This window comes from Nonomuraea sp. NPDC050556 (assembly GCF_044457355.1).
Lineage (GTDB): Bacteria > Actinomycetota > Actinomycetes > Streptosporangiales > Streptosporangiaceae > Nonomuraea.
This window is the reverse complement of record NZ_JBITGU010000005.1, coordinates 677,943-699,312: the sequence shown is the minus strand read 5'-3', so window position 1 is coordinate 699,312 and position 21,370 is coordinate 677,943. Positions and strand designations below refer to the sequence as shown.

Annotated in this window: 21 protein-coding genes; 13 read left to right on the top strand and 8 right to left on the bottom strand. The window is 67.7% G+C overall.

Features of this window, described 5'->3' with window-relative positions; all coding sequences use genetic code 11:
- Nucleotides 1-76 precede the first annotated feature (76 nt).
- The gene (gene rpsF, locus ACIBG8_RS45525; protein WP_026214314.1) at nt 77-367 is read right to left on the bottom strand and encodes a 30S ribosomal protein S6; all 291 of its coding nucleotides are present in this window, start codon (nt 365-367) and stop codon (nt 77-79) included.
- Between the two features lie 177 nt (nt 368-544).
- On the opposite strand from rpsF, the gene ACIBG8_RS45520 reads away from it, so the two are divergent.
- Nucleotides 545-853 carry a hypothetical protein gene (locus ACIBG8_RS45520; RefSeq protein ID WP_397349515.1) on the top strand — a complete coding sequence of 103 codons (309 nt, stop codon included), beginning with the start codon at nt 545-547 and terminating at the stop codon, nt 851-853.
- Here ACIBG8_RS45520 and ACIBG8_RS45515 read toward each other — a convergent pair.
- Nucleotides 850-1,002 (bottom strand): hypothetical protein, encoded by a 153-nt coding sequence (locus ACIBG8_RS45515; protein ID WP_397349514.1) that lies wholly within the window; start codon nt 1,000-1,002, stop codon nt 850-852. The two genes, ACIBG8_RS45520 and ACIBG8_RS45515, sit on opposite strands and share 4 nt — an antisense overlap.
- 96 nt (nt 1,003-1,098) lie before the next feature.
- Between ACIBG8_RS45515 and ACIBG8_RS45510 the strand changes: the two genes are divergently transcribed.
- Nucleotides 1,099-1,842, top strand: a complete 744-nt coding sequence (locus ACIBG8_RS45510; RefSeq protein ID WP_397349513.1) for a deoxyribonuclease IV — start codon at nt 1,099-1,101, stop codon at nt 1,840-1,842.
- A gap of 59 nt (nt 1,843-1,901) precedes the next feature.
- Here ACIBG8_RS45510 and ACIBG8_RS45505 read toward each other — a convergent pair whose 3' ends face one another.
- Genes ACIBG8_RS45505 through ACIBG8_RS45490 form a run of 4 tightly spaced genes read right to left on the bottom strand, consistent with a single transcriptional unit; the run spans nt 1,902 to nt 7,273 of the window.
- Entirely contained in the window at nt 1,902-2,963 is a 1,062-nt protein-coding gene (locus ACIBG8_RS45505) for a mannosyltransferase family protein (protein WP_397349512.1), read from the bottom strand.
- Nucleotides 2,960-4,288 carry a glycosyltransferase family 87 protein gene (locus ACIBG8_RS45500; protein WP_397349511.1) on the bottom strand — a complete coding sequence of 443 codons (1,329 nt, stop codon included), beginning with the start codon at nt 4,286-4,288 and terminating at the stop codon, nt 2,960-2,962. The genes ACIBG8_RS45505 and ACIBG8_RS45500 overlap by 4 nt, the downstream gene beginning before the upstream one ends.
- Nucleotides 4,285-6,852 carry a transglycosylase domain-containing protein gene (locus ACIBG8_RS45495; protein WP_397349510.1) on the bottom strand — a complete coding sequence of 856 codons (2,568 nt, stop codon included), beginning with the start codon at nt 6,850-6,852 and terminating at the stop codon, nt 4,285-4,287. The genes ACIBG8_RS45500 and ACIBG8_RS45495 overlap by 4 nt, the downstream gene beginning before the upstream one ends.
- Before the next feature lie 34 nt (nt 6,853-6,886).
- On the bottom strand, nt 6,887-7,273 hold the full coding sequence (locus ACIBG8_RS45490; protein ID WP_397349509.1) for a DUF5318 family protein: 387 nt from the start codon (nt 7,271-7,273) through the stop codon (nt 6,887-6,889).
- 133 nt (nt 7,274-7,406) lie between these two features.
- Between ACIBG8_RS45490 and ACIBG8_RS45485 the strand changes: the two genes are divergently transcribed.
- A complete protein-coding gene (locus ACIBG8_RS45485) occupies nt 7,407-7,973 on the top strand; it encodes a helix-turn-helix transcriptional regulator (RefSeq protein ID WP_397349508.1) in 567 nt (188 codons plus the stop codon).
- 13 nt (nt 7,974-7,986) lie between these two features.
- Nucleotides 7,987-9,066, top strand: a complete 1,080-nt coding sequence (locus ACIBG8_RS45480) for an inositol-3-phosphate synthase (RefSeq protein ID WP_397349507.1) — start codon at nt 7,987-7,989, stop codon at nt 9,064-9,066.
- A 46-nt stretch (nt 9,067-9,112) separates the two neighbouring features.
- On the opposite strand, the gene idi is transcribed toward ACIBG8_RS45480, so the two are convergent.
- Entirely contained in the window at nt 9,113-9,697 is a 585-nt protein-coding gene (idi, locus tag ACIBG8_RS45475) for an isopentenyl-diphosphate Delta-isomerase (protein WP_397349506.1), read from the bottom strand.
- A gap of 98 nt (nt 9,698-9,795) precedes the next feature.
- Here idi and ACIBG8_RS45470 point away from each other — a divergent pair, with 98 nt between their 5' ends.
- A complete protein-coding gene (locus ACIBG8_RS45470) occupies nt 9,796-11,106 on the top strand; it encodes an MFS transporter (RefSeq protein ID WP_397349505.1) in 1,311 nt (436 codons plus the stop codon).
- Here the strand turns inward: ACIBG8_RS45470 and ACIBG8_RS45465 are convergent.
- Complete coding sequence (locus tag ACIBG8_RS45465) at nt 11,051-12,439, bottom strand: CCA tRNA nucleotidyltransferase (protein ID WP_397349504.1); 1,389 nt, start codon at nt 12,437-12,439, stop codon at nt 11,051-11,053. The two genes, ACIBG8_RS45470 and ACIBG8_RS45465, sit on opposite strands and share 56 nt — an antisense overlap.
- 148 nt (nt 12,440-12,587) lie before the next feature.
- On the opposite strand from ACIBG8_RS45465, the gene ACIBG8_RS45460 reads away from it, so the two are divergent.
- From ACIBG8_RS45460 to trxA, 8 genes are all read left to right on the top strand, one after another.
- Nucleotides 12,588-13,109: an aminoacyl-tRNA deacylase gene (locus ACIBG8_RS45460; RefSeq protein WP_397349503.1), complete on the top strand. Its 522-nt coding sequence runs from the start codon at nt 12,588-12,590 to the stop codon at nt 13,107-13,109.
- A gap of 47 nt (nt 13,110-13,156) precedes the next feature.
- Nucleotides 13,157-15,208, top strand: a complete 2,052-nt coding sequence (locus ACIBG8_RS45455; RefSeq protein WP_397349502.1) for a DUF6049 family protein — start codon at nt 13,157-13,159, stop codon at nt 15,206-15,208.
- Nucleotides 15,205-16,791, top strand: a complete 1,587-nt coding sequence (gene murJ, locus ACIBG8_RS45450) for a murein biosynthesis integral membrane protein MurJ (RefSeq protein WP_397349501.1) — start codon at nt 15,205-15,207, stop codon at nt 16,789-16,791. The genes ACIBG8_RS45455 and murJ overlap by 4 nt, the downstream gene beginning before the upstream one ends.
- Nucleotides 16,792-16,921: 130 nt before the next feature.
- Nucleotides 16,922-18,430, top strand: coding sequence for a serine/threonine protein kinase (locus ACIBG8_RS45445; protein WP_397349500.1), 1,509 nt, complete (start codon nt 16,922-16,924; stop codon nt 18,428-18,430).
- 15 nt (nt 18,431-18,445) lie between these two features.
- Nucleotides 18,446-19,063 carry an RNA polymerase sigma factor SigM gene (gene sigM, locus ACIBG8_RS45440; protein WP_397349499.1) on the top strand — a complete coding sequence of 206 codons (618 nt, stop codon included), beginning with the start codon at nt 18,446-18,448 and terminating at the stop codon, nt 19,061-19,063.
- Nucleotides 19,053-19,898, top strand: coding sequence for an anti-sigma factor family protein (locus ACIBG8_RS45435; protein WP_397349498.1), 846 nt, complete (start codon nt 19,053-19,055; stop codon nt 19,896-19,898). The genes sigM and ACIBG8_RS45435 overlap by 11 nt, the downstream gene beginning before the upstream one ends.
- A 115-nt stretch (nt 19,899-20,013) precedes the next feature.
- Nucleotides 20,014-20,946: a thioredoxin-disulfide reductase gene (gene trxB / locus ACIBG8_RS45430; RefSeq protein ID WP_397349497.1), complete on the top strand. Its 933-nt coding sequence runs from the start codon at nt 20,014-20,016 to the stop codon at nt 20,944-20,946.
- Nucleotides 20,947-20,957: 11 nt separating this feature from the next.
- Nucleotides 20,958-21,272, top strand: coding sequence for a thioredoxin (trxA, locus tag ACIBG8_RS45425; protein ID WP_397349496.1), 315 nt, complete (start codon nt 20,958-20,960; stop codon nt 21,270-21,272).
- Nucleotides 21,273-21,370 lie beyond the last annotated feature (98 nt).

Genomic DNA, 21,370 nt, shown 5'->3' with positions numbered 1-21,370 from the left:
GAGCCTTTCCTGAACACTCTTGGGTTACGGCTCAGACTACGGTCCGCGCCCGACAAAAAGCCGGGCAACGAGCCGGTTAGTGCACGTCGGGGCGGAGAACCTTGGTGCGCAGGATGCCCTCGTTGAGGTTCATCTGGCGGTCGAGCTCCTTGACCGTCGCCGGCTCGGCGGACAGGTCGATGACGGCGTAGATGCCTTCCGACTTCTTGTCGATGTCGTAGGCAAGACGGCGACGGCCCCAAACGTCGACCTTCTCCACGGTGCCGCCGTCATTGCGGACGACGGTGAGGAACTGGTCGAGGGACGGCGCCACAGTGCGCTCATCGAGCGAAGGGTCCAGAATGACCATTACTTCGTAACGACGCATGCGGGACTCCAACCTCCTCTGGACTCTTGCGGTCACGACGATCTGTCGTGACAGGAGGACGCTGCGTTTGCCACTCGGCGTCCATATCGACGCCAAGGGTCATCACAACGCAGCCTGCCCAGGTTACCAGCCGCTCACGGATGGGAAGGCATGTAGGGAATCGAGGAGGTGGTAGCTGTGCCACACGTTCTCCAGCCTTCGGACAACGAACCGGTCAAGCTCACACTCAACAGTGACGGCCGCGCACACCCGGTCGAGAACATCCTTGCCGTGGCTACTCTTGTCAGTGGCCTCGTGGCATTCGTCGCGACGTTCTTCCCCGCTGCCCACGCGATCTCCTCGTGGTTCGGGGCGCTCGGGTTCGGCATGGGGCTCTACTCGCAGTACATCTCGGCGACGACCCCGCAGCGCACGCTCAACATCATCGGCATCGTCGCCTCGTTCGTCGGCGTGTCGCTGGGGATCGCGCACGGCGGGTTCCTCTAACTGATGTGCAGGCTGCCGCCGAGCGGCAGCACGAACCACAGGAAGACCGCGAGCAGCGCCTCTGCTATGCGCTTCAGCAGGGGCGCTGTGATGTATCCGTAGATCCAGGCTACGTAGATTCCGATGAGGATATAGATCAGGAAAATCACACTGAAGACTCTCCGGGGCATCCGTGGCTCCTAGGGGTCGGGGGGCTGCCCCGCGACTGCCCTTTTGCTTGCCCGGCAAACGGATAGGCTCGTGTGATGGTGCTAATCGGAGCTCACGTCGGCCAGGACGACCCAGCGGCGCACGCGGAAGAGGTCGGTGCGGAGATCGTCCAGTTCTTCCTCGGCGACCCGCAGAGCTACAAGGGACCCGTGCTGCCGGACAAGCCGGTCGAGGGCATCGACTTCTACATCCACGCGCCCTACCTGATCAACGTGGCCACCACGAACAACCGCCTCAGGATCCCCAGCCGCAAGCTGCTCGCCCAGCACCTGAAGGCGGCGGCCGACCTCGGCGCCAAGGGCCTGATCGTGCACGGCGGCCACATGGGCAAGGACGACGACCCGGCGATCGGCTTCGACAACTGGCGCAAGGTGTTCGAGCGCATGGAGTGCCCGATCCCGGTGCTCATCGAGAACACCGCGGGCGGCGACAACGCCATGGCGCGCAAGCTCGACAACATCGCCCGCCTGTGGGAGAAGCTGGACGGCTTCGACGTGGGCTTCTGCCTCGACACCTGCCACGCGCACGCCGGCGGCGAGCAGCTCGTCGACCTGGTCGACCGGGTCCTGGCCATCACCGGCCGGATCGACCTGATCCACTGCAACGACTCGCGCGACGCGTTCGACTCTGGCGCCGACCGGCACGCCAACCTCGGCAGCGGGAAGATGGACGTCGAGGCGATCCTGGCGGTCTGCAGGGCGGCGAACGCGCCGATCATCGTGGAGACCCCGGGCGAGGGCCAGGCCGATGACATCGCGCTTCTCAGAAAGAACCTCTAAACACACAGCCTGTGGATAACTTTCCTGGATTACCGAGCGCCGGAAGCGGGTAGAGCCTTCTACCCCGCCCAGGCGCCGGTCAGGAACCGCAGCGTGTTCACCACCATGAGCGGCCCGAAGACCAGGGCGTAGACCCCGATGCCGGTACGGCTGAGCCGTCCCAGAAGCACCCACAGCGGAAACCACAGCAGCAGCGAGCGCGGGATCGACAGGTAGTAGGCCGACGTCATGAGCGCGCCCGCCTGCAACCCGCAGTAGACGAACTCGCTCCACCGCCGCAGGAACAGCAGCCACAGGAGCACTCCCACGGCCACCACGGCCCCGACGATCTCCATGCGGAACGCCACGGCGAAGTCGTCCGTGCCCATCGTGGAACCCCAGGTGGTGCTCCACGCGTCCCACGGCCAGACCATCTCCCTGCCCCACCCGGCCTCCTGCGCGTGCTTCCACGCCAGCCAGTCACCGCTGCGGGAGTAGTGGAAGGCCGAGTAGGCGGCGAGCGGCAGGAACGGCACCACCAGCAGCGGCATGCGGCTGAGCCGTACCGTCTGCCCTTTGCCCAGGAAGAACTCGGCGATCAGCGCCACGCCCAGGAACAGCCCGGTGATCCGGACGCAGGAAGCGCCCGCCGCGAGGAGCACCGCGTAATGCCACTGCCCCTTGCGCGCGGCGAGCCAGGCCGGGATGGCGAAGGCCAGGAACAGCGGCTCGCTGTACCCGGCCGCCAGGAACACCGCGGTGGGAAAGCAGATCACCGCCAGCACGGCCGCCCAGCCGGAGACGCCCTCGAAGTCGGCCAGCCGCGACAGCGCGACCATCGCCACTCCCCCGGCGACCAGCGAGATGATCAGCCCGGCCAGCGACCAGTCGGGCACCGCCAGGTGCACGACGCGCAACACCATGGGCATTCCGGGAAAGAAGGCGGGCAGCCCCGGATCCACGGGCTTGGCCGGGTCGCCGTCATAACCGTGCTCGGCGATGGTGACGAACAGCCCGGCGTCCCACTGCTTGGCCCGATCCAGGAAGCTCTGCCCGGGAGCCAGCCACGCCACCCCGAACAGCCCGACCATCAGCAGACCGAGCCGCGAGCTCGTCCACAGCAGGACCGTGGACCGGGTCATGCCGGTCGGAGCGTGAACCTGTCGGGCGCCTCGTCGAAGACGCCGCCGATCTGGTCGTCGATGCCGCCCTGCCGTACCACGTCATGCTCGGGCCGCAGGATGTCGCGCACCACGAACGCCATCATGATCGCGATCGTGATGATCCTGCCCCAGACGGCGGTGAAGTAGGTGTCGTCGCCGATGCCCAGGTCAGGCCGGTCGACCGGCGACTGGGCGAGCAGGTAGAGCCAGATCGCCATGAAGTACCAGACCTCGGCGGCCTGCCAGAGCGCGAGCGGCTTCCAGTTGGGCCTGGCCAGCACGGCGAACGGCACCAGCCACAACACGAACTGCGGCGACCACACCTTGTTCGTCATCATGAAAGCGGCCAGCGCCAGGAAGCAGATCTGCGCGAGCCTCGGCCGCTGCGGCGCGGCCAGCGTCACGAGCGCCACGCCGAGCAGCAGCACGGCCAGCGAGATCATGCCGAGCAGGCTGACGTCGGTGTCGCCGAGGATCGGCCAGCCCTTCTTCATGAAGAACAGCCACGGCGAACCCCAGTCGATGCCGCGCTCCTGGGAGAAGACGTAGAACCGCCGCCAGCCCTCCCAGGCCAGCAGCATGAACGGCACGTTCACCACCAGCCACGCCCCGACCGTCGAGGCCAGCGTGACGAGGAACGGTCTCCACTTCCCCGTGCGCCACGTGAGCAGGAAGAGCGCGCCGACGAACATCAGCGGATAGAACTTCGTCGCGATCGCCAGCCCCAGCAGCACGCCGGCCAGCACCTGACGCTGGCGCGACCAGGCGAGCAGCACGCCCATGGACAGCGCGCCCGCGACCAGGTCCCAGTTGATGTAGGCGGCGAACACGACGGCGGGCGAGATCGCGAACCACAACGCGTCCCAGCGCCTGGTCGGCCCGGCCACGGCCGCCATCAGCAGGACGCCGATGACCAGGCAGATGCCCAGCAGCATGACCGTGATGTCGTAGAACGCCACGGCCTGCTCGCCGATGTGCTCCTCGCCCGGGTGCAGCCACCTGGCGATCCACGCCACGAACTGCATGACCTCGCCCAGCACCACCGGGTACTCGACCTGCTTGTCGACGGGCACGACGGCGAAGTAGGGGTTCTGGGTGCCGAGCTGCCGGTCGAAGTACAGCGGGTAGATGTCGGTGTAGCAGAAGTTCGTGTAGATCTTGACCTGGTCGACCCATCCGCCCGACCTGCAGGGCATCCGGATGAGATAGGCCAGGATCGCGCCCATGGCCGCGAAGAGGCCAAGAGGGAGGTACGGCACGGCCCTCATGGCGAGCGAGGGCCGTGCCTCGAATCCCGTGGTCATCCGTCTTCGCGCCGCGTCGGCATCGGGTCGGGCACCGTGGCGATGTCCTGGCGGGTCGGGCCGCCGTCACCGCCCTGCACGTCGGTCGTGTCGGTGCCGATGTCGTCGTTGGTCACGTCGCCCGTGTCGTCCGGGTTGGGGTTGTCGCAGATGTCGAAGGGCCCGCACTGCTCGTTGGGGTCCTCTTCAGGGGTCTTGGTCTTCTTGGGCTCCGGCTTGGGCGCCAGGTCCTCTTCCGTGCCCGCGTTCGCCGCCGGCGGGAACTGCTCGACCTTCTTGCCCTTCATGGCCTCGGTCATGAAGCTCTTCCAGATCGCGGCGGGGTAGGTCGCACCCTGGAATCCGGAGCCGAGCGGGACCTCGTAGGCGGTGGAGTAGGGGTTCTGCGGCGTGTACTTCGTCTCCTTGGCCGCGTCCTTGCCTCGGTACCACGGGCAGAGCGAGTAGCGCGGCTTGACGACCTTGCCGCTCTTGGTCCTGCACTCCTGCCGGAACATCCCGACCGCGGTGGACAACTGCGGGGCGAAGCCGACGAACCACGCTTCCTTGTTCTCGTTGTTCGTCCCGGTCTTGCCGGCCACCGGCCGGTCGTAGAGGGCGGCGTTCCTGCCGGTGCCGCTGGTGACCACGGCCCGCAGGGCGACCAGGGCGTCGGCCGAGGACGTTTCGGAGATGACCTGCGTGGGGGTCTGGTCCTCCTTGAACATCGTGATCTTGTTCTTGTCCTTGACCTCGATGATCACGTGGTTGTCGAAGTGCTTGCCGTGGTTGGCGAAGATCGAGTAGCCACCTGCCTGCTCGACCGCCGTGACCTCGCTGGAGCCGATCGTGAGCAGGAAGTTCTGCTTCGCACGGACGTCCTCGAGGCGCTGCTTGTTGATGCCCGCCCGCGACGCGACGTCGATCACCATGTCGAGGCCGACCTTCTCCCCCATCTTGGCGAAGGCGGTGTTGACCGACGCGGAGGTCGCGTGGACGACGTCGACGGAGGCGGCCGCGGAGGAGTGGTCGTTGTTGATGTCGGTGGTGTTCGGGAGCTTGACCGGGCCCTTGGCCGGGAGGTAGCTCTTCAGGCTGTAACCGGACTCCAGCCACGCGGCCAGCACGTACGGCTTGAACGCCGAGGCCGCCTGCTTCTGCGAGCGGAAGGCGTCGTTCCACTCGTCGTACCTGAAGTCGTCGCCGCCGTAGAAGGCCACGATCCGGCCGTTGGTCGGGTCGACGGCGGCGAGGCTGGCGTTGATCTCCTTCGTGAGCCCGTCGATGTGCTGGTGCACGGCCGCCTTGGCGGCGCGCATCAGCTTCGCGTCGAACGTCGAGACGATCCTCAGGCCCTTGGTCTTGACGGCCTCTTCTGTGATGCCCCGGCTCTCCAGCTCGTCGAGCACGGCCCTGACCATGTAGCCCTTGATGCCCTTGAAGTAGTCCTTGACCTTGTAGCTCGTCCGCTTCGGCGACTTCGGCGACTTCGCCGGAAGTCCCGCGTACTTGGCCGGGTCCAGCTTGGCCATCTGGCCGATCACGTAGGTGTAGCGGAAGTCGGTCGGACCGTTGTTGCCCTTCTTCTCCGCGATGTCGAAGGCGTCGGGGTTCTGGATGCGACCGGCCAGGTAGGCGCCCTGCTCGGGCGTCAGCTCACCGACGCTCTTGCCGAAGAACTCCTGCGCTGCAGCGCCGATGCCGTAGGCGCCGCGACCGAAGTAGATGGTGTTGAGGTACTGCTCCAGGATCCACTCTTTGGACTTGGACTTGTTGAGCTTGACCGCGACGAAGATCTCCTTGATCTTGCGCTGGATGCTCACTTCCTTGCTCAGGCCGTCGTAGTAGTTACGCGCCATCTGCTGGGTGATCGTGGAGGCGCCCTGGACCTGCTGGCCGGTCGCCGTGCTCCACACCGAGCGGACCATGCCGGAGAAGGAGATGCCCGAGTCCTCGCGGAAGGAGCTGTTCTCCGCGGCGATCACCGCGTCCTGGACGTGCAGCGGGATCTTGTCGATGGTCACCGGCGTGCGCTTGGTGCCCAGCTTCGCCATGGGCTCGCCGTTGGCGTAATAGATGGTGCTGCCGCGGTCGTCGACGTCCGCCTGCGCCCGCTCGGGGACGGGCGTGCCCGCGTACGCCACGGCGATCATGCCGAAGAGACCGGCGGCCAGAACCGCGAAACCGGCCAGGACGATCTTCCAGCTCGGGATGAACCGGCGCCAGCGCGGGCGCTCCTTCTCATCGCCGCCGCCACCCTTGCCGGGGCCACCGGGACCGCCGGGCCCCGAGGGACGCCTCCGGCGTACGGGCTCGGAGACCGCGGTCTCCTCCGCGGCGCGGCGGCGCGGGGGCTGCTGCTGGGCGGACTGCTGGTGGGCCTGCTGCAGCGGGCCGGGCTGGGCGGGCATCGTGCCGGTCGCCTCGTATGCGGCCTCTGGACGGCGCTGCGGCGGTTGCGCCGCTCCCCAGCCGGTTTGCGGCTGTCCACTCTGGGGGACGGAACGGGGAGAACTTGAGCGACGGCGCCGCCCCGGGCGAGCCGTCCCGTCGGGTTGCTCGGGGTTGTAGCTACTGTTACTCACACGTCCTCGCATCGTCGTCGATTGCTCGTCAGGTTCACGGGTTGGCGACGAGGTCAGGCGGTCCGTTGCCGAGGACGAACGAGACCGTCAGGTGGTTCCAGGAACAACCTTGGCAGACCTCGACGACGTAGACCCGGAACTCGTCGTAATCATGAGCCATCTCGGCAAGCTCTGACGTGGCCTTTGCTTGACCGGCATGCCTTCCCAGGCAATCACCGTAGACATAGGTCACGTTGGTGACGTTCTCCCTCTCGCATACCGGGCAAGTGCGTTCGGTGGGTTCACCGAAGAACTTCGCGGCGCGAAGGAGATAGGGCTGTGCGTCACAGAGGTCACCGCTTCTCAGCCGTCCAGACCGAAGTGAGCGGACCGCAGCCCGCTTGGCGAGTCCGTAGTCCACCACCCCTCGCTGTGACCACATGAGCGCCAGACTACGGCTTTTTACCGTTTGCTCCCAACCTCTTGGGAAAACCGTTAATTGCGGACATATAGCGGTTCGACGTATCCTCAGGATGTATCGGCTCGATACATCGACGCGAGAGGGGGCGGTTCCGATGGTCAGCGGACAGGGCAGAGTGCTGGAACTGGCCGTGCTCGGGTCGCTGCAAGAGACGCCGCTACACGGCTATGAGCTGCGCAAACGGCTCAACGAACTGCTGGGCATGTTCAGGGCGTTCTCCTACGGCTCGCTGTACCCCTGCCTGCGATCGCTCCTGGAGCAGGGGCTTATCGTGGAGGAACAGCCCGCGGTCCCTCCCATGGTGGGCGGACGATCGAAGATCGTCTACAAACTGACGGCGGAGGGCAAGGAGCGGCTGCAGGAACTACTGACCCAGGCCGGGCCGTCCGCCTGGGAGGACGAGAGCTTCGGCGTCCACTTCGCCTTCTTCCGCCACACAGAGGCAGAGGTACGGCTGCGCATCCTCGAAGGGCGCCGCAGCCGGCTGGAGGAGCGCCTCGACAACGTGCGCTCCGCACTCGCGCGGACGAGAGAGCGGCTGGACAGCTACACGCTGGAGCTTCAGCGTCACGGTCTGGAATCGGTCGAACGTGAAGTGCGTTGGCTGAATGAACTGATTGCCACAGAACGACGGGCTTCTCAGGAGCCCACTGATGACTAGAGGAGCGAGTGCGATGGGTTCGGTTCGCGTAGCGATTGTCGGTGTCGGCAACTGCGCGTCGTCGCTGGTTCAGGGTGTGCACTACTACAAGGATGCCGACCCGGACAAACGAGTTCCGGGCCTGATGCACGTCAAGTTCGGCGACTACCACGTCGGTGACGTCGAGTTCGTGGCGGCTTTCGACGTCGACGCCAAGAAGGTCGGCCGCGACCTGTCCGAGGCGATCGTCGCCAGCGAGAACAACACGATCAAGATCTGCGACGTGCCCCCGACCGGGGTCGTCGTCCAGCGCGGCCACACCTTCGACGGTCTCGGCGAGTTCTACAGCGAGATCATCGACGAGTCCGACGAGGAGCCGGTCGACGTCGTGAAGGTGCTGCGCGACGCGCAGGTCGACGTGCTGGTCTCCTACCTGCCGGTGGGCTCGGAAGAGGCCGACCGCTTCTACGCGCAGTGCGCCATCGACGCCCGCGTGGCGTTCGTGAACGCGCTGCCGGTGTTCATCGCCTCCGACCCGGAGTGGGCGGCGAAGTTCGAGGAGGCGGGCGTCCCGATCGTCGGCGACGACATCAAGTCGCAGGTCGGCGCGACCATCACGCACCGCGTGATGGCCAAGCTGTTCGAGGACCGCGGGGTGGAGCTGCTGCGCACGTACCAGCTCAACTTCGGCGGCAACATGGACTTCATGAACATGCTGGAGCGCAAGCGGCTCCAGTCCAAGAAGATCTCCAAGACGCAGTCGGTGACCTCGCAGATCCCGCACGAGATGGGCAAGGCGGACGTGCACATCGGGCCGTCGGACCACGTGCCGTGGCTGGACGACCGCAAGTGGGCCTACGTGCGGCTGGAGGGGCGCTCGTTCGGTGACACGCCGCTGAACCTGGAGTACAAGCTCGAGGTCTGGGACTCGCCCAACTCGGCGGGCATCATCATCGACGCGGTGCGGGCCGCCAAGATCGCGCTCGACCGGGGTATCGGGGGGCCGATCCTGTCGGCTTCCTCTTACTTCATGAAGTCTCCGCCGGAGCAGTACTCCGACGACGAGGCGCGTGACTACGTCGAGAAGTTCATCCGCGGCGAAGTAGAGCGCTGAGGCTTGTAGAACGGCCGCCCGCCGACGCGGGTGGCCGTTCGCGCGTCTAGACCCGTGCCGCCGGTGGGAGTTCGTTCAGGGGCGCGGGTACCCACGCCAGCGGGTCCGCGCCGAGCTCCTCCAGCAGCGGGATCTGCTCCCTGCACCACGGCGAGATGTTGAGCAGCCCGCTCATGACACCGTCGGCGAACTCCTTCCACGGCATCCAGCGCACCTCCCCCACCTCCTCGGGGTTGGGCCGCACCGGACCCGTGACCACCACCCGGTAGACCGGGCACAGCTCGTGCTCGACGACGCCGTTGGACATGGCGGCCCGGTAGGCGAAGCTGGGCAGCATGAGGTCGGCACGTTCCACCGTGAGGCCGAGCTCGTAGGACAGCCTGCGCATGACCGCGTGGTCGAGCGGTTCGCCGGGAAGCGGGTGGCCGCAGCAGCTGTTCGTCCACACCCCCGGCCAGGTGATCTTGTGTGAGGCCCGGCGGGTGAGCAGCACCCGGCCGTTCTCGTCGAAGACATAGCTCGAGAACGCCAGGTGGAGAGGGGTTTCCAGGCCGTGCACCGACGTCTTGGGCGCGGTGCCGATCGCATTTCCCTCGCCGTCGACCAGCACCACGTGTTCGTCAGGAGTCACGCAACGTAGCGTACGTGATCATTCGTCTCCCCCGGAATACGTTTACTCACCTGTCACACCAGGTATCGGCTCGAATGACTCCGGCTAGGCTGACGAACGTGTCTTTTGCCGCTGATCTCCGCGTCGTCCTGGAAGGCCGCGACTTCAGACGGCTGTTCGCCACCCGCCTGGTCTCGCAGTTCTCCGACGGCATCTTCCAGTTCGCCACGCTGGGCTTCGCCTTCTTCAACCCCGACCAGAAGACCACCGCGCTGGCCGTCGCGGCCGGCTTCGCCGTACTGCTGCTGCCGTACAGCATCCTCGGCCCGTTCGTCGGCGTCTTCATCGACCGCTGGTCGCGCCGCCAGATCCTCGTGGTCGCGCCTCTGGTGCGTGGCGCGCTGCTGCTGGTCACCGCGGTGCTCGTGGCGGCGCACGTGCCCGACGAGGTCTTCTACGGGGCCGCGCTCTGCGTCCTCGGCGTGAACCGCTTCTTCCTGGCCGCGCTGAGCGCCTCGCTCCCCCACGTCGTGCCGCGCGAGCGGTTGATGGCGGCCAACGCGGTGACGCCGACCTCGGGCACGGTGGCGACCTTCATCGGCGCGGGCGCCGGTTTCCTGCTGCGGGAGATCTTCGGTGGCGGCGACGGCGGCGTCGCGGTGCTGCTGGTGACCTCAGGCGTGGTGTTCGGGGTGAGCGCGCTCATCGCCCGCACCATGAAGCGCGACCTGCTCGGCCCCTCCTACGACCCCGACCGGCCGCAGACGCGCGAGGCCCTGCGCAACGTGCTGCGCGGGCTGGCCGACGGCGCCGTCCACCTGGTGCGCCACCGCAAGGCCGCGGCCGCGATGGGCGCCATGGCCTCACACCGCTTCATGTACGGCATGGCCACCGCGCTCGGCATCATCCTCTACCGCTACTACTTCTTCCCCGGCGACACCGACGCGGCGCTGCGCGGCGTCAGCATCGTGGTCATCACCTCGGGAGTCGGCTTCTTCCTCGCGGTGTTCGTCACCCCCTGGGCGACCGCGCGCTTCCCGATCGAGCGCTGGGTCCCGGCGATGCTCGTCACGTCCGGCGTGATCGCCGCCGTGCTCATCGCGCCCTTCCAGGTGTGGGGCCTGTGGGTCGGCGGGTTCTTCCTGGGCATCACCGGGCAGTCCATCAAGATCTGCGCGGACACCAGCGTGCAGCGCGACGTCGAGGACGCCTACCTCGGCCGCGCGTTCTCCATCTACGACATGCTGTTCAACGGCATGTACGTGCTGGCCGCCGCCCTGTCGGCGCTGATCCTGCCCGCCGACGGCAAGTCATATCTCGCCGTCGGCATCATCGCGGGCGGTTACCTGCTCGCCGCCCTGGTCTATCGCGTGGTCACTCGGACTCGGCCCACTTCAGCAGCGCCTCACGAGCCGCGTCCTTCCCGATGACGCCCTGGTCGAGGCGGAGCTCCAGCAGGAACTTGTAGGCCTTGCCCACCTGCGGCCCAGGGCCGACGCCGAGGATCTCCTGGATCTCGTTGCCGTCGAGCTCTGGCCGGATCTTTGCCAGCTCCTCCTCGTCGGCGAGCCTGGCGATGCGCTCCTCGAGCTGGTCGTAGGTGCGCGACAGCGCCTGCGCCTTGCGCTTGTTGCGCGTGGTGCAGTCGGCCCTGGTCAGCTTGTGCAGCCGGTCGAGCAGGTGCCCGGCGTCGCGCACGTAGCGGCGCACGGCGCTGTCGGTCCACTCGCCCGTGCCGTAGCCGTGGAAGCGCAGGTGCAGCTCGACCAGCCGGGAGACGTCGGCGACGACGTCCTTGGGGAACTTCAGCTCCGCCATGCGCTTCTTGGTGAGCTGCGCGCCGACCATCTCGTGGTGGTGGAAGGAGACGCGCCCGCCCTCCTCGTGGCGGCGGGTCTTGGGCTTGCCGACGTCGTGCATGAGCGCGGACCAGCGCAGGATGCGGTCGGCCTTGCCGTCCTCCTCCTGGGACATCGCCTGCTCCAGGACGATCAGGGTGTGCTCGTAGACGTCCTTGTGGCGGTGGTGCTCGTCGATCTCCAGCCGCAGCTTGGGCAGCTCGGGCAGCACGTAGTCGGCCAGGCCCGTCTCGACCAGCAGCCGCAGGCCCTCGCGCGGGTTGTCGCCGCAGATCAGCTTGTCGAGCTCGTCGCGGATGCGCTCGGCTGAGACGATCTCGATGCGCTCGGCCATCGCGGTCATCGCCCTGGTCACCCCGGGGTCGACGGTGAAGCCGAGCTGGGAGGCGAAGCGGGCGGCGCGCAGCATGCGCAGCGGGTCGTCGTCGAACGACTGCTCCGGCGTGCCCGGCGTGCGCAGCCGCTTGGCGGCCAGGTCGGCCATCCCGCCGTACGGGTCGACGAACTCGTGCGCCGGGACGCGCACGGCCATCGCGTTGACGGCGAAGTCGCGGCGCTCCAGGTCTGCCTCGAGCGTGTCGCCGTACATCACCTCCGGCTTGCGCGACTTGGGGTCGTAGGACTCGCTGCGGTAGGTGGTGATCTCCAGCAGCCAGCCGCCCTTGCGCACGCCGACGGTGCCGAAGTCGATGCCGATGGTCCAGACCGAGTCCGCCCAGTCCCTGACGATCTCGAGCACCCGCTCAGGGCGGGCGTCCGTGGTCAGGTCGAGATCGTTGCCGATGCGCCCCAGCAGGATGTCGCGGACCGAGCCGCCCACGAGCGCGAGTTCGTGCCCGCGAGCTGCGAAAAGCTCGCCGAGCTCGTCGGCCACCGGGGCGATCTTGCGGAACAGATCGCTCATGGCGCGCTGCTGGTTCTCTGTCAGATTTGAGTCGGACAAGCTGGGTAGGTCCTTCGATTCCGGAACATATCCCCCGAGCCAGTACAGGTCCGGGTTACCGTCGGTCAGAGGACCGTCGGGGGCCATGGAACGAGGCAAAGGAGCGCATATGAAGGACGCCCTCGCGATCCACCGCTGGCTCCTCGCACACCAGGTCCATCATGAGATCGTACGCCTTCCCCGCCCCATGACGTGCGTGGACGAGCTACCTCGGATGATCTCCGCCGCTCCCGGGCGATGCGTGGCCGTCACCGTGTTCGAGGTCACCACCAGGATGGGCCGCGGGGCCGTCGCCGTGGTCGCGCCCGTGTCGTCTCCGCCGCTGCCCGGCGTGGTGGGTGGCCAGCTCGGCGCCAGGAACGTGCGGCCCGCCTCCGCCTTCGTCGTCAACGCCGTCACCGACTACGCGGCCGGCCTGGTCGGTCCGCTGCTGCTGCCCGAGGACCTGCGCGTCCTGCTCGACGACCGGCTGCCGGCCGACGACGACCACGTGTACATCGCCACCGGCGAGCGCTTCACCGCGCTGCGACTGCGCGCGCTCGATCTGGCCAGCGTGCTTACCGGAAAGACGGTGGATCTCAGGATTCCCAGCCAGCGTGGATCGCGCGAGGCGGTCGCGCTGCCATATTGAGCCCGTACCATTGCGGGCGTGCGCCGTACTCCACCCCGGGCTGACGCGTGATCGGAAAGGCCACGCTGGTCGCCCTCCTCTCCGCCGCGTTGCTCGCCCCCGTTGTGGCGACGACGGCAGGTACGGCTGCCGCCACACGGGTGAGCCGCGACACGACCAGGCTCACCGTGCAGTCGATCACGCCGGAGATCCCCACGGGGCCCACCCAGGAGCTGAAGCTCAGCGGCACGTTCAAGAACGGCACCGGCGCACCGCTGAGCACCGTGCAGGTTCGACTGCGCCCTTCGAGCTCCCCACTCCTGGGCAGGACCGAAATGGCCGCCTATCTCCAAGGCGGGCCGGTCAGCGACTACGCGTCGCAGACCTCCGTCATGGACATCCCCGTCGTGGAGACCGGCGGCCAAGTCTCCTGGACGCTCACCGCCACCCCTGTCCAGCTGCGCATGACCAACTTCGGCGTCTACCCGCTGGGCGTCGAGGTCGTGGCCAACGGCGTTTCGGTCGCGGTGCAGCACACGGTCGTCACCTACGCGCCGGAGACGATGCCGAAGCTGCCGCGCAACAAACTGGCCGTCGCGCTCCCGGTGATCGACAAGCGGCCGCCGCACCGCGCCGCCGACGACACCTTCCTGGACGACGACCTGCGCGCCGACCTCACCGGCGAGGGCCGGCTGGCCGACCTTCTGAAGATCGCCGAGACCGCGCCCAAGAGCGTCACCTGGTTCGTCGACCCGTCGCTCTTCGACGACGTGACCGCCTCGACCACCGCCGTGCCCGAGGCCGCGAAGTGGATCAGCGGGATGAAGGAGGCGCTGAGCGACTCGCCCGTGGTGGCTCTGCCGTACGCAGATCCTGACATCGCCGCCCTCGCGCACCAGGGCCTGGACGAGCAGACCGGCAAGGCCATCGAGCTGGGCGGCAAGCAGGCCAGGACCACCATCAAGGCGGACGCCTCCACCAAGGCGTACTGGCCGGTCGACGGGATGATCGACGCCGACGGCCTCGACCTGCTGGGCATCGGCAAGGTCGACACCGTCCTGCTCAACCCGGACAACCTGCCGCTCGACCCCACGGTCACCACCACCCCTGACGCGTCCACCACGCTGGACACCGTCGCGGGGCCGGTCACGGCGCTCGTCGCGGACAAGGCGCTCAGCCAGGCGTTCGAGCTCGACTCGACGACCACGCCCGCACTCAACAAGCAGCGCTTCATCGCCGAGACCGCGCTCATCGCAGCGGAACCTGGGCAGACCAAGCCCAAGACGCTGGTCGTGGCGCCCTCCCGGCGCTGGAACCCCAACCCGGCCTTCGTCTCCTCGCTGCTCAAGGTCGCCGGCACGCTCCCCTGGCTGAGCATGACGGACCTCGCCTCGGTCAAGCCGAGCAAGACGCCCGCGCTCAGGGGCGAGCTGACCTACCCCGAGCAGAACCGCGAGAAGGAGCTCGGCAAGAAGTACCTCGACCGGGTGCGCAAGGTCGCCAACCAGGCCAAGCTCACGACGCAGATCACCACCAAGCGGGTGAGCGGCAACTGGGACGCGGCCGTCCTGCGGCTGACCTCCTCGGCGTGGCGCAACCGCCTCACCGCGGCCAGGGCGGCCACCGCGAAGGTCGGCGACAAGCTCGGCGACTCCATCGACCAGGTCTCCGTCCCCGGCCATGACCAGGTGCGCACGCTCGCCGGATCCGAGGGCGTCGTGCCGATCAGCGTGCGCAACAAGAGCAACCAGGACATCATCGTCAAGGTCGAGGTGACCTCCAACAACCCCGACGTGCTGAAGATCGGCAAGATCGAGAACAACCCGACCAACGAGCTGCGGATCGGCGCCAAGCAGAACGGCACGCTGCAGTTGCCGGTCGTGGCGACCAGCAGTGGTGACGCCAGTGTGACCGTCCAGCTCAAGACGCGGGACGGCCTCAAGTACGACGATCCGGTCAAGCTGACCGTACGGACGACGGGCTACACGGGCATCGCGCTGGTCATCGTGGGCGCGGCTCTGACGGTCATGCTGGCGGCCGTGGTAACCCGGGTGCTGCGCCGTAGATCCCAGCGGCGCGCCGCGCGGCCGGTCAGGGTGAGGGAGAGCGAGCCGGTATGAGCAGGATGTTGCGGGCCAGTGCGATCATGGCCGCCGGCACGATGGTCTCCAGGGCGACCGGCTTCGTGCGGTCGATGGTGCTGGTGTACGCGATCGGCAGCGCCGCCCTCGGCAACGCCTACAACGTCGCGTACGGAATTCCGTACAGCATCCTCGACCTGCTGCTCCTTGGGGTCCTGAGCAGCGTCGTCGTGCCCATGGTGGTGAAGGCACAGCAGCGCGACCCCGACGGCGGCCGCGCCTACGAGCAGCGGCTGATGACGCTCGCCGCGGTCGCGCTGACGGTCGTCGCGGTGATCGCCGTGTTCTGCGCGCCCCTGCTCATCGACGCCTACACCGACTGGAGCGGTCACAAGTACGACGTGGCCGTCACGCTGGCCAGGTTCATCCTGCCGCAGCTCGCCTTCTTCGGTGTCGGGGCGGTCGCGGGCGCCATCCTCAACACCAAGGACAGGTTCGCCGCGCCGATGTGGGCGCCGGTGCTCAACAACCTGGTCGTCATCGTCGTGCTGCTGGTCTACGTGGCCGTGGGTACGAGCGACATCGAGCAGGTCACCACGCGCGACCTGGCCCTGCTCGGTGTGGGCACCACGGTCGGCATCGTGGCCCAGGCGATCGTGCTGATCATCGCGCTGAAGCGGGTCGGTTTCTCCTTCCGCCCCCGCTTCGACCTGCGCAACGCCAGGCTCGGCGAGATGGGCAGGGCGGGCATCTGGACCATCGGGTACGTCGTCATCACCCAGCTCGGCTTCCTCCTGATCACCAACCTGGCCAGCACCGCGCCGGACGAGCGCGGCTTCACCGCGTACACGATCGCCTTCCAGCTCTTCCAGCTGCCCTACGGCATCGTCGGCGTGTCGGTGATCACCGCCATGCTGCCCAGGATGAGCCGGGCCGTGGGCGAGGGCCGCCTCGACGACGTGCGGTCGGAGTTCGGCTCCGGCGTGCGGCTCATCGGGTCCGTCATGGTGCCGGTGTCGCTGATGCTCATGGTGCTCGGCCCGGCCATCACGGTGCCGCTCTACAGCCACGGGTCCGGCTCGACGGACAGCGCCATGTACATGGGCAACGTGCTGCAGGTGTACGGGCTGGCGCTGGTCCCGTTCGCGATCTTCCAGATGTTGCTGCGGGTCTTCTACAGCTTCGGTGACACCCGCACGCCGGTTTACGCCGGTGCGGGCACCACCGCGGTGAACGCGTTGCTGATGCTGGTCGCCTACTGGACGCTGCCCGGCGAGTACCTCGTCATGGGGCTCGCGCTGGCCTACGCGATCGCCTACGCCCTCGGCGCAATCGTCGCCTGGATGCTCGCCTCCCGGCGTGTGCACGGGCTCGGCGGCTGGGCGGTCGGATCGGCGCTGAGCAGGATGTACGTCGCCGCGCTGCCCATGGCCCTGCTCGCGCTCGGCACCGTGTGGATCGTCGGCCAGGTGCTCGGCGACCTGGACTTCGTCAACGCGCTGATCATCCTCGCGGTGGGCGGCGGGCTCGGCGGGCTGCTCTATCTGGCGGTCGCGCACCGCATGCGCATCCCCGAGGTGAACTCGATCGTTGGAATGGTCGCTGGGAGGGTAGGCCGCTAATGCGACCGCGCCTCTGGTAAATACGGCACTACCATGGTGCGCGACACCCGGCGAATGGAAGCAGGAGGGGCGTGGGCGGATCCACCCGGCATAGCGCGCCTTCGTGGGACACCACGCAGGTGATGGAGTCATGAGCACAGCGGTTGAACCAGGCACCAGACTGGCGGAACGCTTCCGCCTCGAAGACCGCGTCAGCGAGTCGGAGGGCGCCACGCTGTGGAAGGCCATCGACGAGATCCTCGCCCGGCCGGTGGCCGTGCACACCTTCGCCCCCGACTTCCCGCGCGTGCAAGAGGTGGTCACCGCGGCGCGGGCCGCTTCCCGGCTGACCGACCCCCGGCTGACCCAGGTGTTCGACGCCGCTGAGGACGACGGCCGCTCCTATGTCGTCAGCGAGTGGGTGACCGGCGAGAGCCTCGTCGACCTGCTCGCCGCCGGTCCGCTGGAGCCCGAGCGCGCCGCCGGGCTGGTCGCCGAGGCGGCCGAAGCTCTCGCGCACGCCCACGAGGCCGACCTCCACCACCTGTGCCTGCGCCCCAGCCACCTGATCTGGACCTCGGGCAACACGGTCAAGGTCCTCGGCCTGGCCGTCGACGCCGCGCTCGCCGGGCTCACCACCGACAATCCCGCGCTCGACGACGCTGAGGGGCTCGGCCGCCTCCTCTACGCGGGGCTGACCGGCCACTGGCTCGGCGACGAGGAGGAGGGCGGCCTGCCCGCCGCCCCCATGACCGACGGCCACTTCTGCACGCCGCGCCAGGTGACCGCCGGGGTTCCCGGCTACCTCGACACCATCACCGTCAGGGCGGCGCTGCCCGAGTCGCGCAGGGGCCAGCAGCCGCTGGCCAGCCCCGCCGAGATGGCCGAGGCGCTGGGCGACGTGGCCAGGCCGCTGCCGATCCCGATGTCCTACACCCCGGCTCCGGCCGTAACGGCTGCCTCGCACTCCGAGGGGCTGACCACCAAGGAACGGCCCTCCTCGCACCCGCCGCAGCCGATCCACCACCACCATCACCGCCCGCAGTCCAGGCCCAGCATGCTCAACCGGGCGCTGATGACGATCGTCGTGCTGCTGGTGATCGCGGCCGTGGGCGTCGGCGCCTGGACCATCGGCAGGAGCCTCGGCACCCCCGGCGTCACCGAGGCGGAGAGCACTCCTTCGCAGTCGGCCTCGGCCGCCGTCGCTCCTGAAGTGGTCAAGCCGGCGAGCGCGGACGGGTTCGACCCCCTGGGCGACGACCGCGCCGAGCACCCGGAGATGGCCGGGCTGGCCATCGACGGCAAGCCGGACACCTTCTGGCACACCACCAACTACAACAGCTCGGAGCTCGGCAGGCTGAAGGAGGGCGTGGGGCTGCTGGTCGACATGGGCAAGTCCACGAAGATCGCCGATGTCGTCGCGACGCTCTCCCAGGCGCCGGGCGCGAGCGTGGAGCTCAAGGTCGGGGACGCCCCTGACCTGGCCGCGCTGAAGACGGTCGCGAAGGCGAAGAACGTCGCGGGGAAGATCACCCTGACACCGGAGCAAGCCGCAAGCGGTCAGTACGTTTTGATCTGGTTTACGCGTCTTCCGGCAGACGAAGGCAAGTTTCGTGGCACCATCTATGACGTAGTGGTGCATTCTCCCGGATCGGCATAATCAGGAACCTCACTTGTGAACTCCCCACCCGAGACACCTTCAGCGTCGGACGCCGAGTTGCTCGCCGCGCACATCGACGGGGATCCGCATGCCTTCAGCGAGATCGTCAAGAGGCACCGCGACCGTATGTGGGCGGTGGCCCTGCGGACGCTGGGCGACGCCGACGAGGCGGCCGACGCCGTGCAGGACGCCTTCGTCTCCGCCTACAGGAAAGCCGGCAGCTTTCGCGGAGAGGCGGCCGTCACCACCTGGCTGCACCGCATCGTGGTCAACGCCTGCCTCGACAGGATGCGCCGGAAATCTGTCAGGCCGGTAGCCGACGACGAGCTCATCGAGGCTGCTGAGCGCGAGACTCCGATGCCCGACCAGACGGTCGAGCGCGAGGTCTCAATGGAGGTTTCGGCCGCCCTGAAACTGCTGCCTCCCGACCAGCGCGCCGCGCTCGTGCTGGTCGACATGATGGGCTATTCCGTCGAAGACGCAGCTCAGGTGCTGGAGGTCCCGAGCGGCACGGTGAAGAGCCGATGCGCACGGGGTCGCGCGAAACTTGCCCCAATTCTTTCCCATCTGCGGAACCGTTCGGACCTCAGTCGCGTCTCATCCGCGAAGGGAGCAGAACTTCGTGACGGGTGATACGCACTACGATCTTGAGATCCTGGCCGAGTTGGCCGAGGGTCTCTTGGACGCTGGCACGGCCAGCCGGGTACGCGAGCATCTCGCGGTATGCGACCCATGTGGGGAGCTCCTGGCCGACCTGGCAGCGGTTCGCGAGGTGCTCGCGGCGACACCGACCCCGGCTATGCCGATGGGTGTCGCTATGCGCATCGACAAGGCACTGGCCAGGGAGGGCGGCCTCGCGCTCGCGGACCCGCCCATGCCGGACTGGGACGAGCTCTCGCGGGACGCCCCGTGGGAAACAGCCCCAGCCGCTCTCGGGGTGGTCTCCGATGACGGCACCATTGTTCCGGCCAGGCGGCGTACGGCACGGCAGCGCAGATGGGCGATGCCCGCTGTGGCAGCGGCGGCCGCCGCTGTGGTCGTGGGGACGTCGGTCGCCACCGTCGGCCTGCTGGCGGGGGGCGACAGCTCCTCCAAGGGCACGGGCAACGTCGCGGTGGCCAAGCCCTCGCAGCCTGAGCACCTCCTGGGCCTCGGCTACAGCCTGACCAACAGCGACTGGACCTACAGCGACTCCGACTTCAAGAAGCCGCTGCAGGGCTACTTCGCGCCCGCTCCGATCGTCGAGGGAGCGTCGTCGGTCGATCCACGGCTGGCCAGGTGTGTGACCACGGTGACCAACCGGAGCCATCTGCGGCCGTTCGCCGTCGACCAGGGCCTCTACAACGGCCAGGAGGCAGCGATCATCGCCTCCTGGAAGGACCAGGGCAAGAACCGCGTCCGCGTCGATGTGGTGGATCCGTTCAACTGCAAGAACCTGCGCAAACCCAGCGTCGGTCGCTGGAACTGACTCTTCAAGGGCCCGCTTAGGCGGGCCCTTGACGTTTCGGTGAGCAGCGGGGAATCACAGACGCCTAGGATCTGTTGACGGCACTAGCCAAGCAGATACCGAAAGGCGTGGAGCGTTGAGCGACGTCCGTAATGTGATCATCATCGGGTCGGGCCCGGCTGGATACACCGCGGCCGTCTACTCCGCACGCGCCGAACTGAAGCCGCTGGTCTTCGAGGGTTCGGTGACCGCGGGTGGCGCGCTCATGAACACCACCGACGTGGAGAACTTCCCCGGTTTCCCCGACGGCATCATGGGCCCCGACCTCATGGACAACCTGCGCAAGCAGGCCGAGCGGTTCGGCGCCGAGCTGGTCGCCGACGACGTGGTCGAGGTCGACCTGGCCGCCAACCCCAAGGTCGTCAAGACCCACACCGACACCTACTACGCCAAGTCCGTCATCCTCACGATGGGCTCCGGCTACCGCGAGCTGGGGATCCCCAACGAGAAGCGGCTGTCCGGCCACGGCGTCTCCTGGTGTGCGACCTGCGACGGGTTCTTCTTCCGTCAGAAGGAGATCGTGGTCGTCGGCGGCGGCGACACGGCCATGGAGGAGGCGCTCTTCCTGACCCGGTTCGGCCGCATGGTGACCGTCGTGCACCGTCGCGACGAGCTGCGCGCCAGCAAGATCATGCAGGAGCGGGCGTTCGCCAACGAGAAGATCCGCTTCGTCTGGGACTCCGAGGTCGTCGACGTGCTCGGCGAGGACAAGGTGACCGCGGTCAAGCTGCGCAACCTCAAGACGGGCGAGGAGAGCGAGCTCGCGGCCGACGGGCTGTTCATCGCGATCGGGCACGACCCGCGTACCGAGCTCGTCAAGGGGCAGATCACGCTCGACGACGAGGGGTACATCGAGGTGGACGCGCCGTCCACCAGGACCAACATCGAGGGCGTGTTCGCGGCGGGCGACGTCGTGGACCACACCTACCGCCAGGCCATCACCGCGGCCGGCACCGGCTGCGCGGCCTCGCTCGACTCCGAGCGCTGGCTCGCTGACACTGAGAACTAAGGAGCGCACCTGTGAAGGCTGTAACCGACGCCAGCTTCGAGGCAGACGTCCTCAAGAGCGACAAGCCGGTGCTTGTCGACTTCTGGGCGGAGTGGTGCGGCCCGTGCCGCCAGGTGGCTCCGATCCTCGAGGAGATCGCGGCGGAGCACGGCGACAAGCTGGAGATCGTCAAGCTGAACATCGACGAGAACCCTGGGGTGCCGCGGGACTACGGGGTGCTGCAGATCCCGACGATGAACGTCTACAAGGGGGGCGAGGTCGTCAAGCAGATCATCGGCGCCAAGCCCAAGGCGATGCTCCTGCGGGAGCTCGAGGGCATCATCTAACCGGTGCACGCCCTTCCGCCCGCTCAGGCCTCCTGAGCGGGCGTTTCCTTTGACGGGCGCATTCTGGGGCGGGCACGTTCGTGGGCGGGTGTGATCTT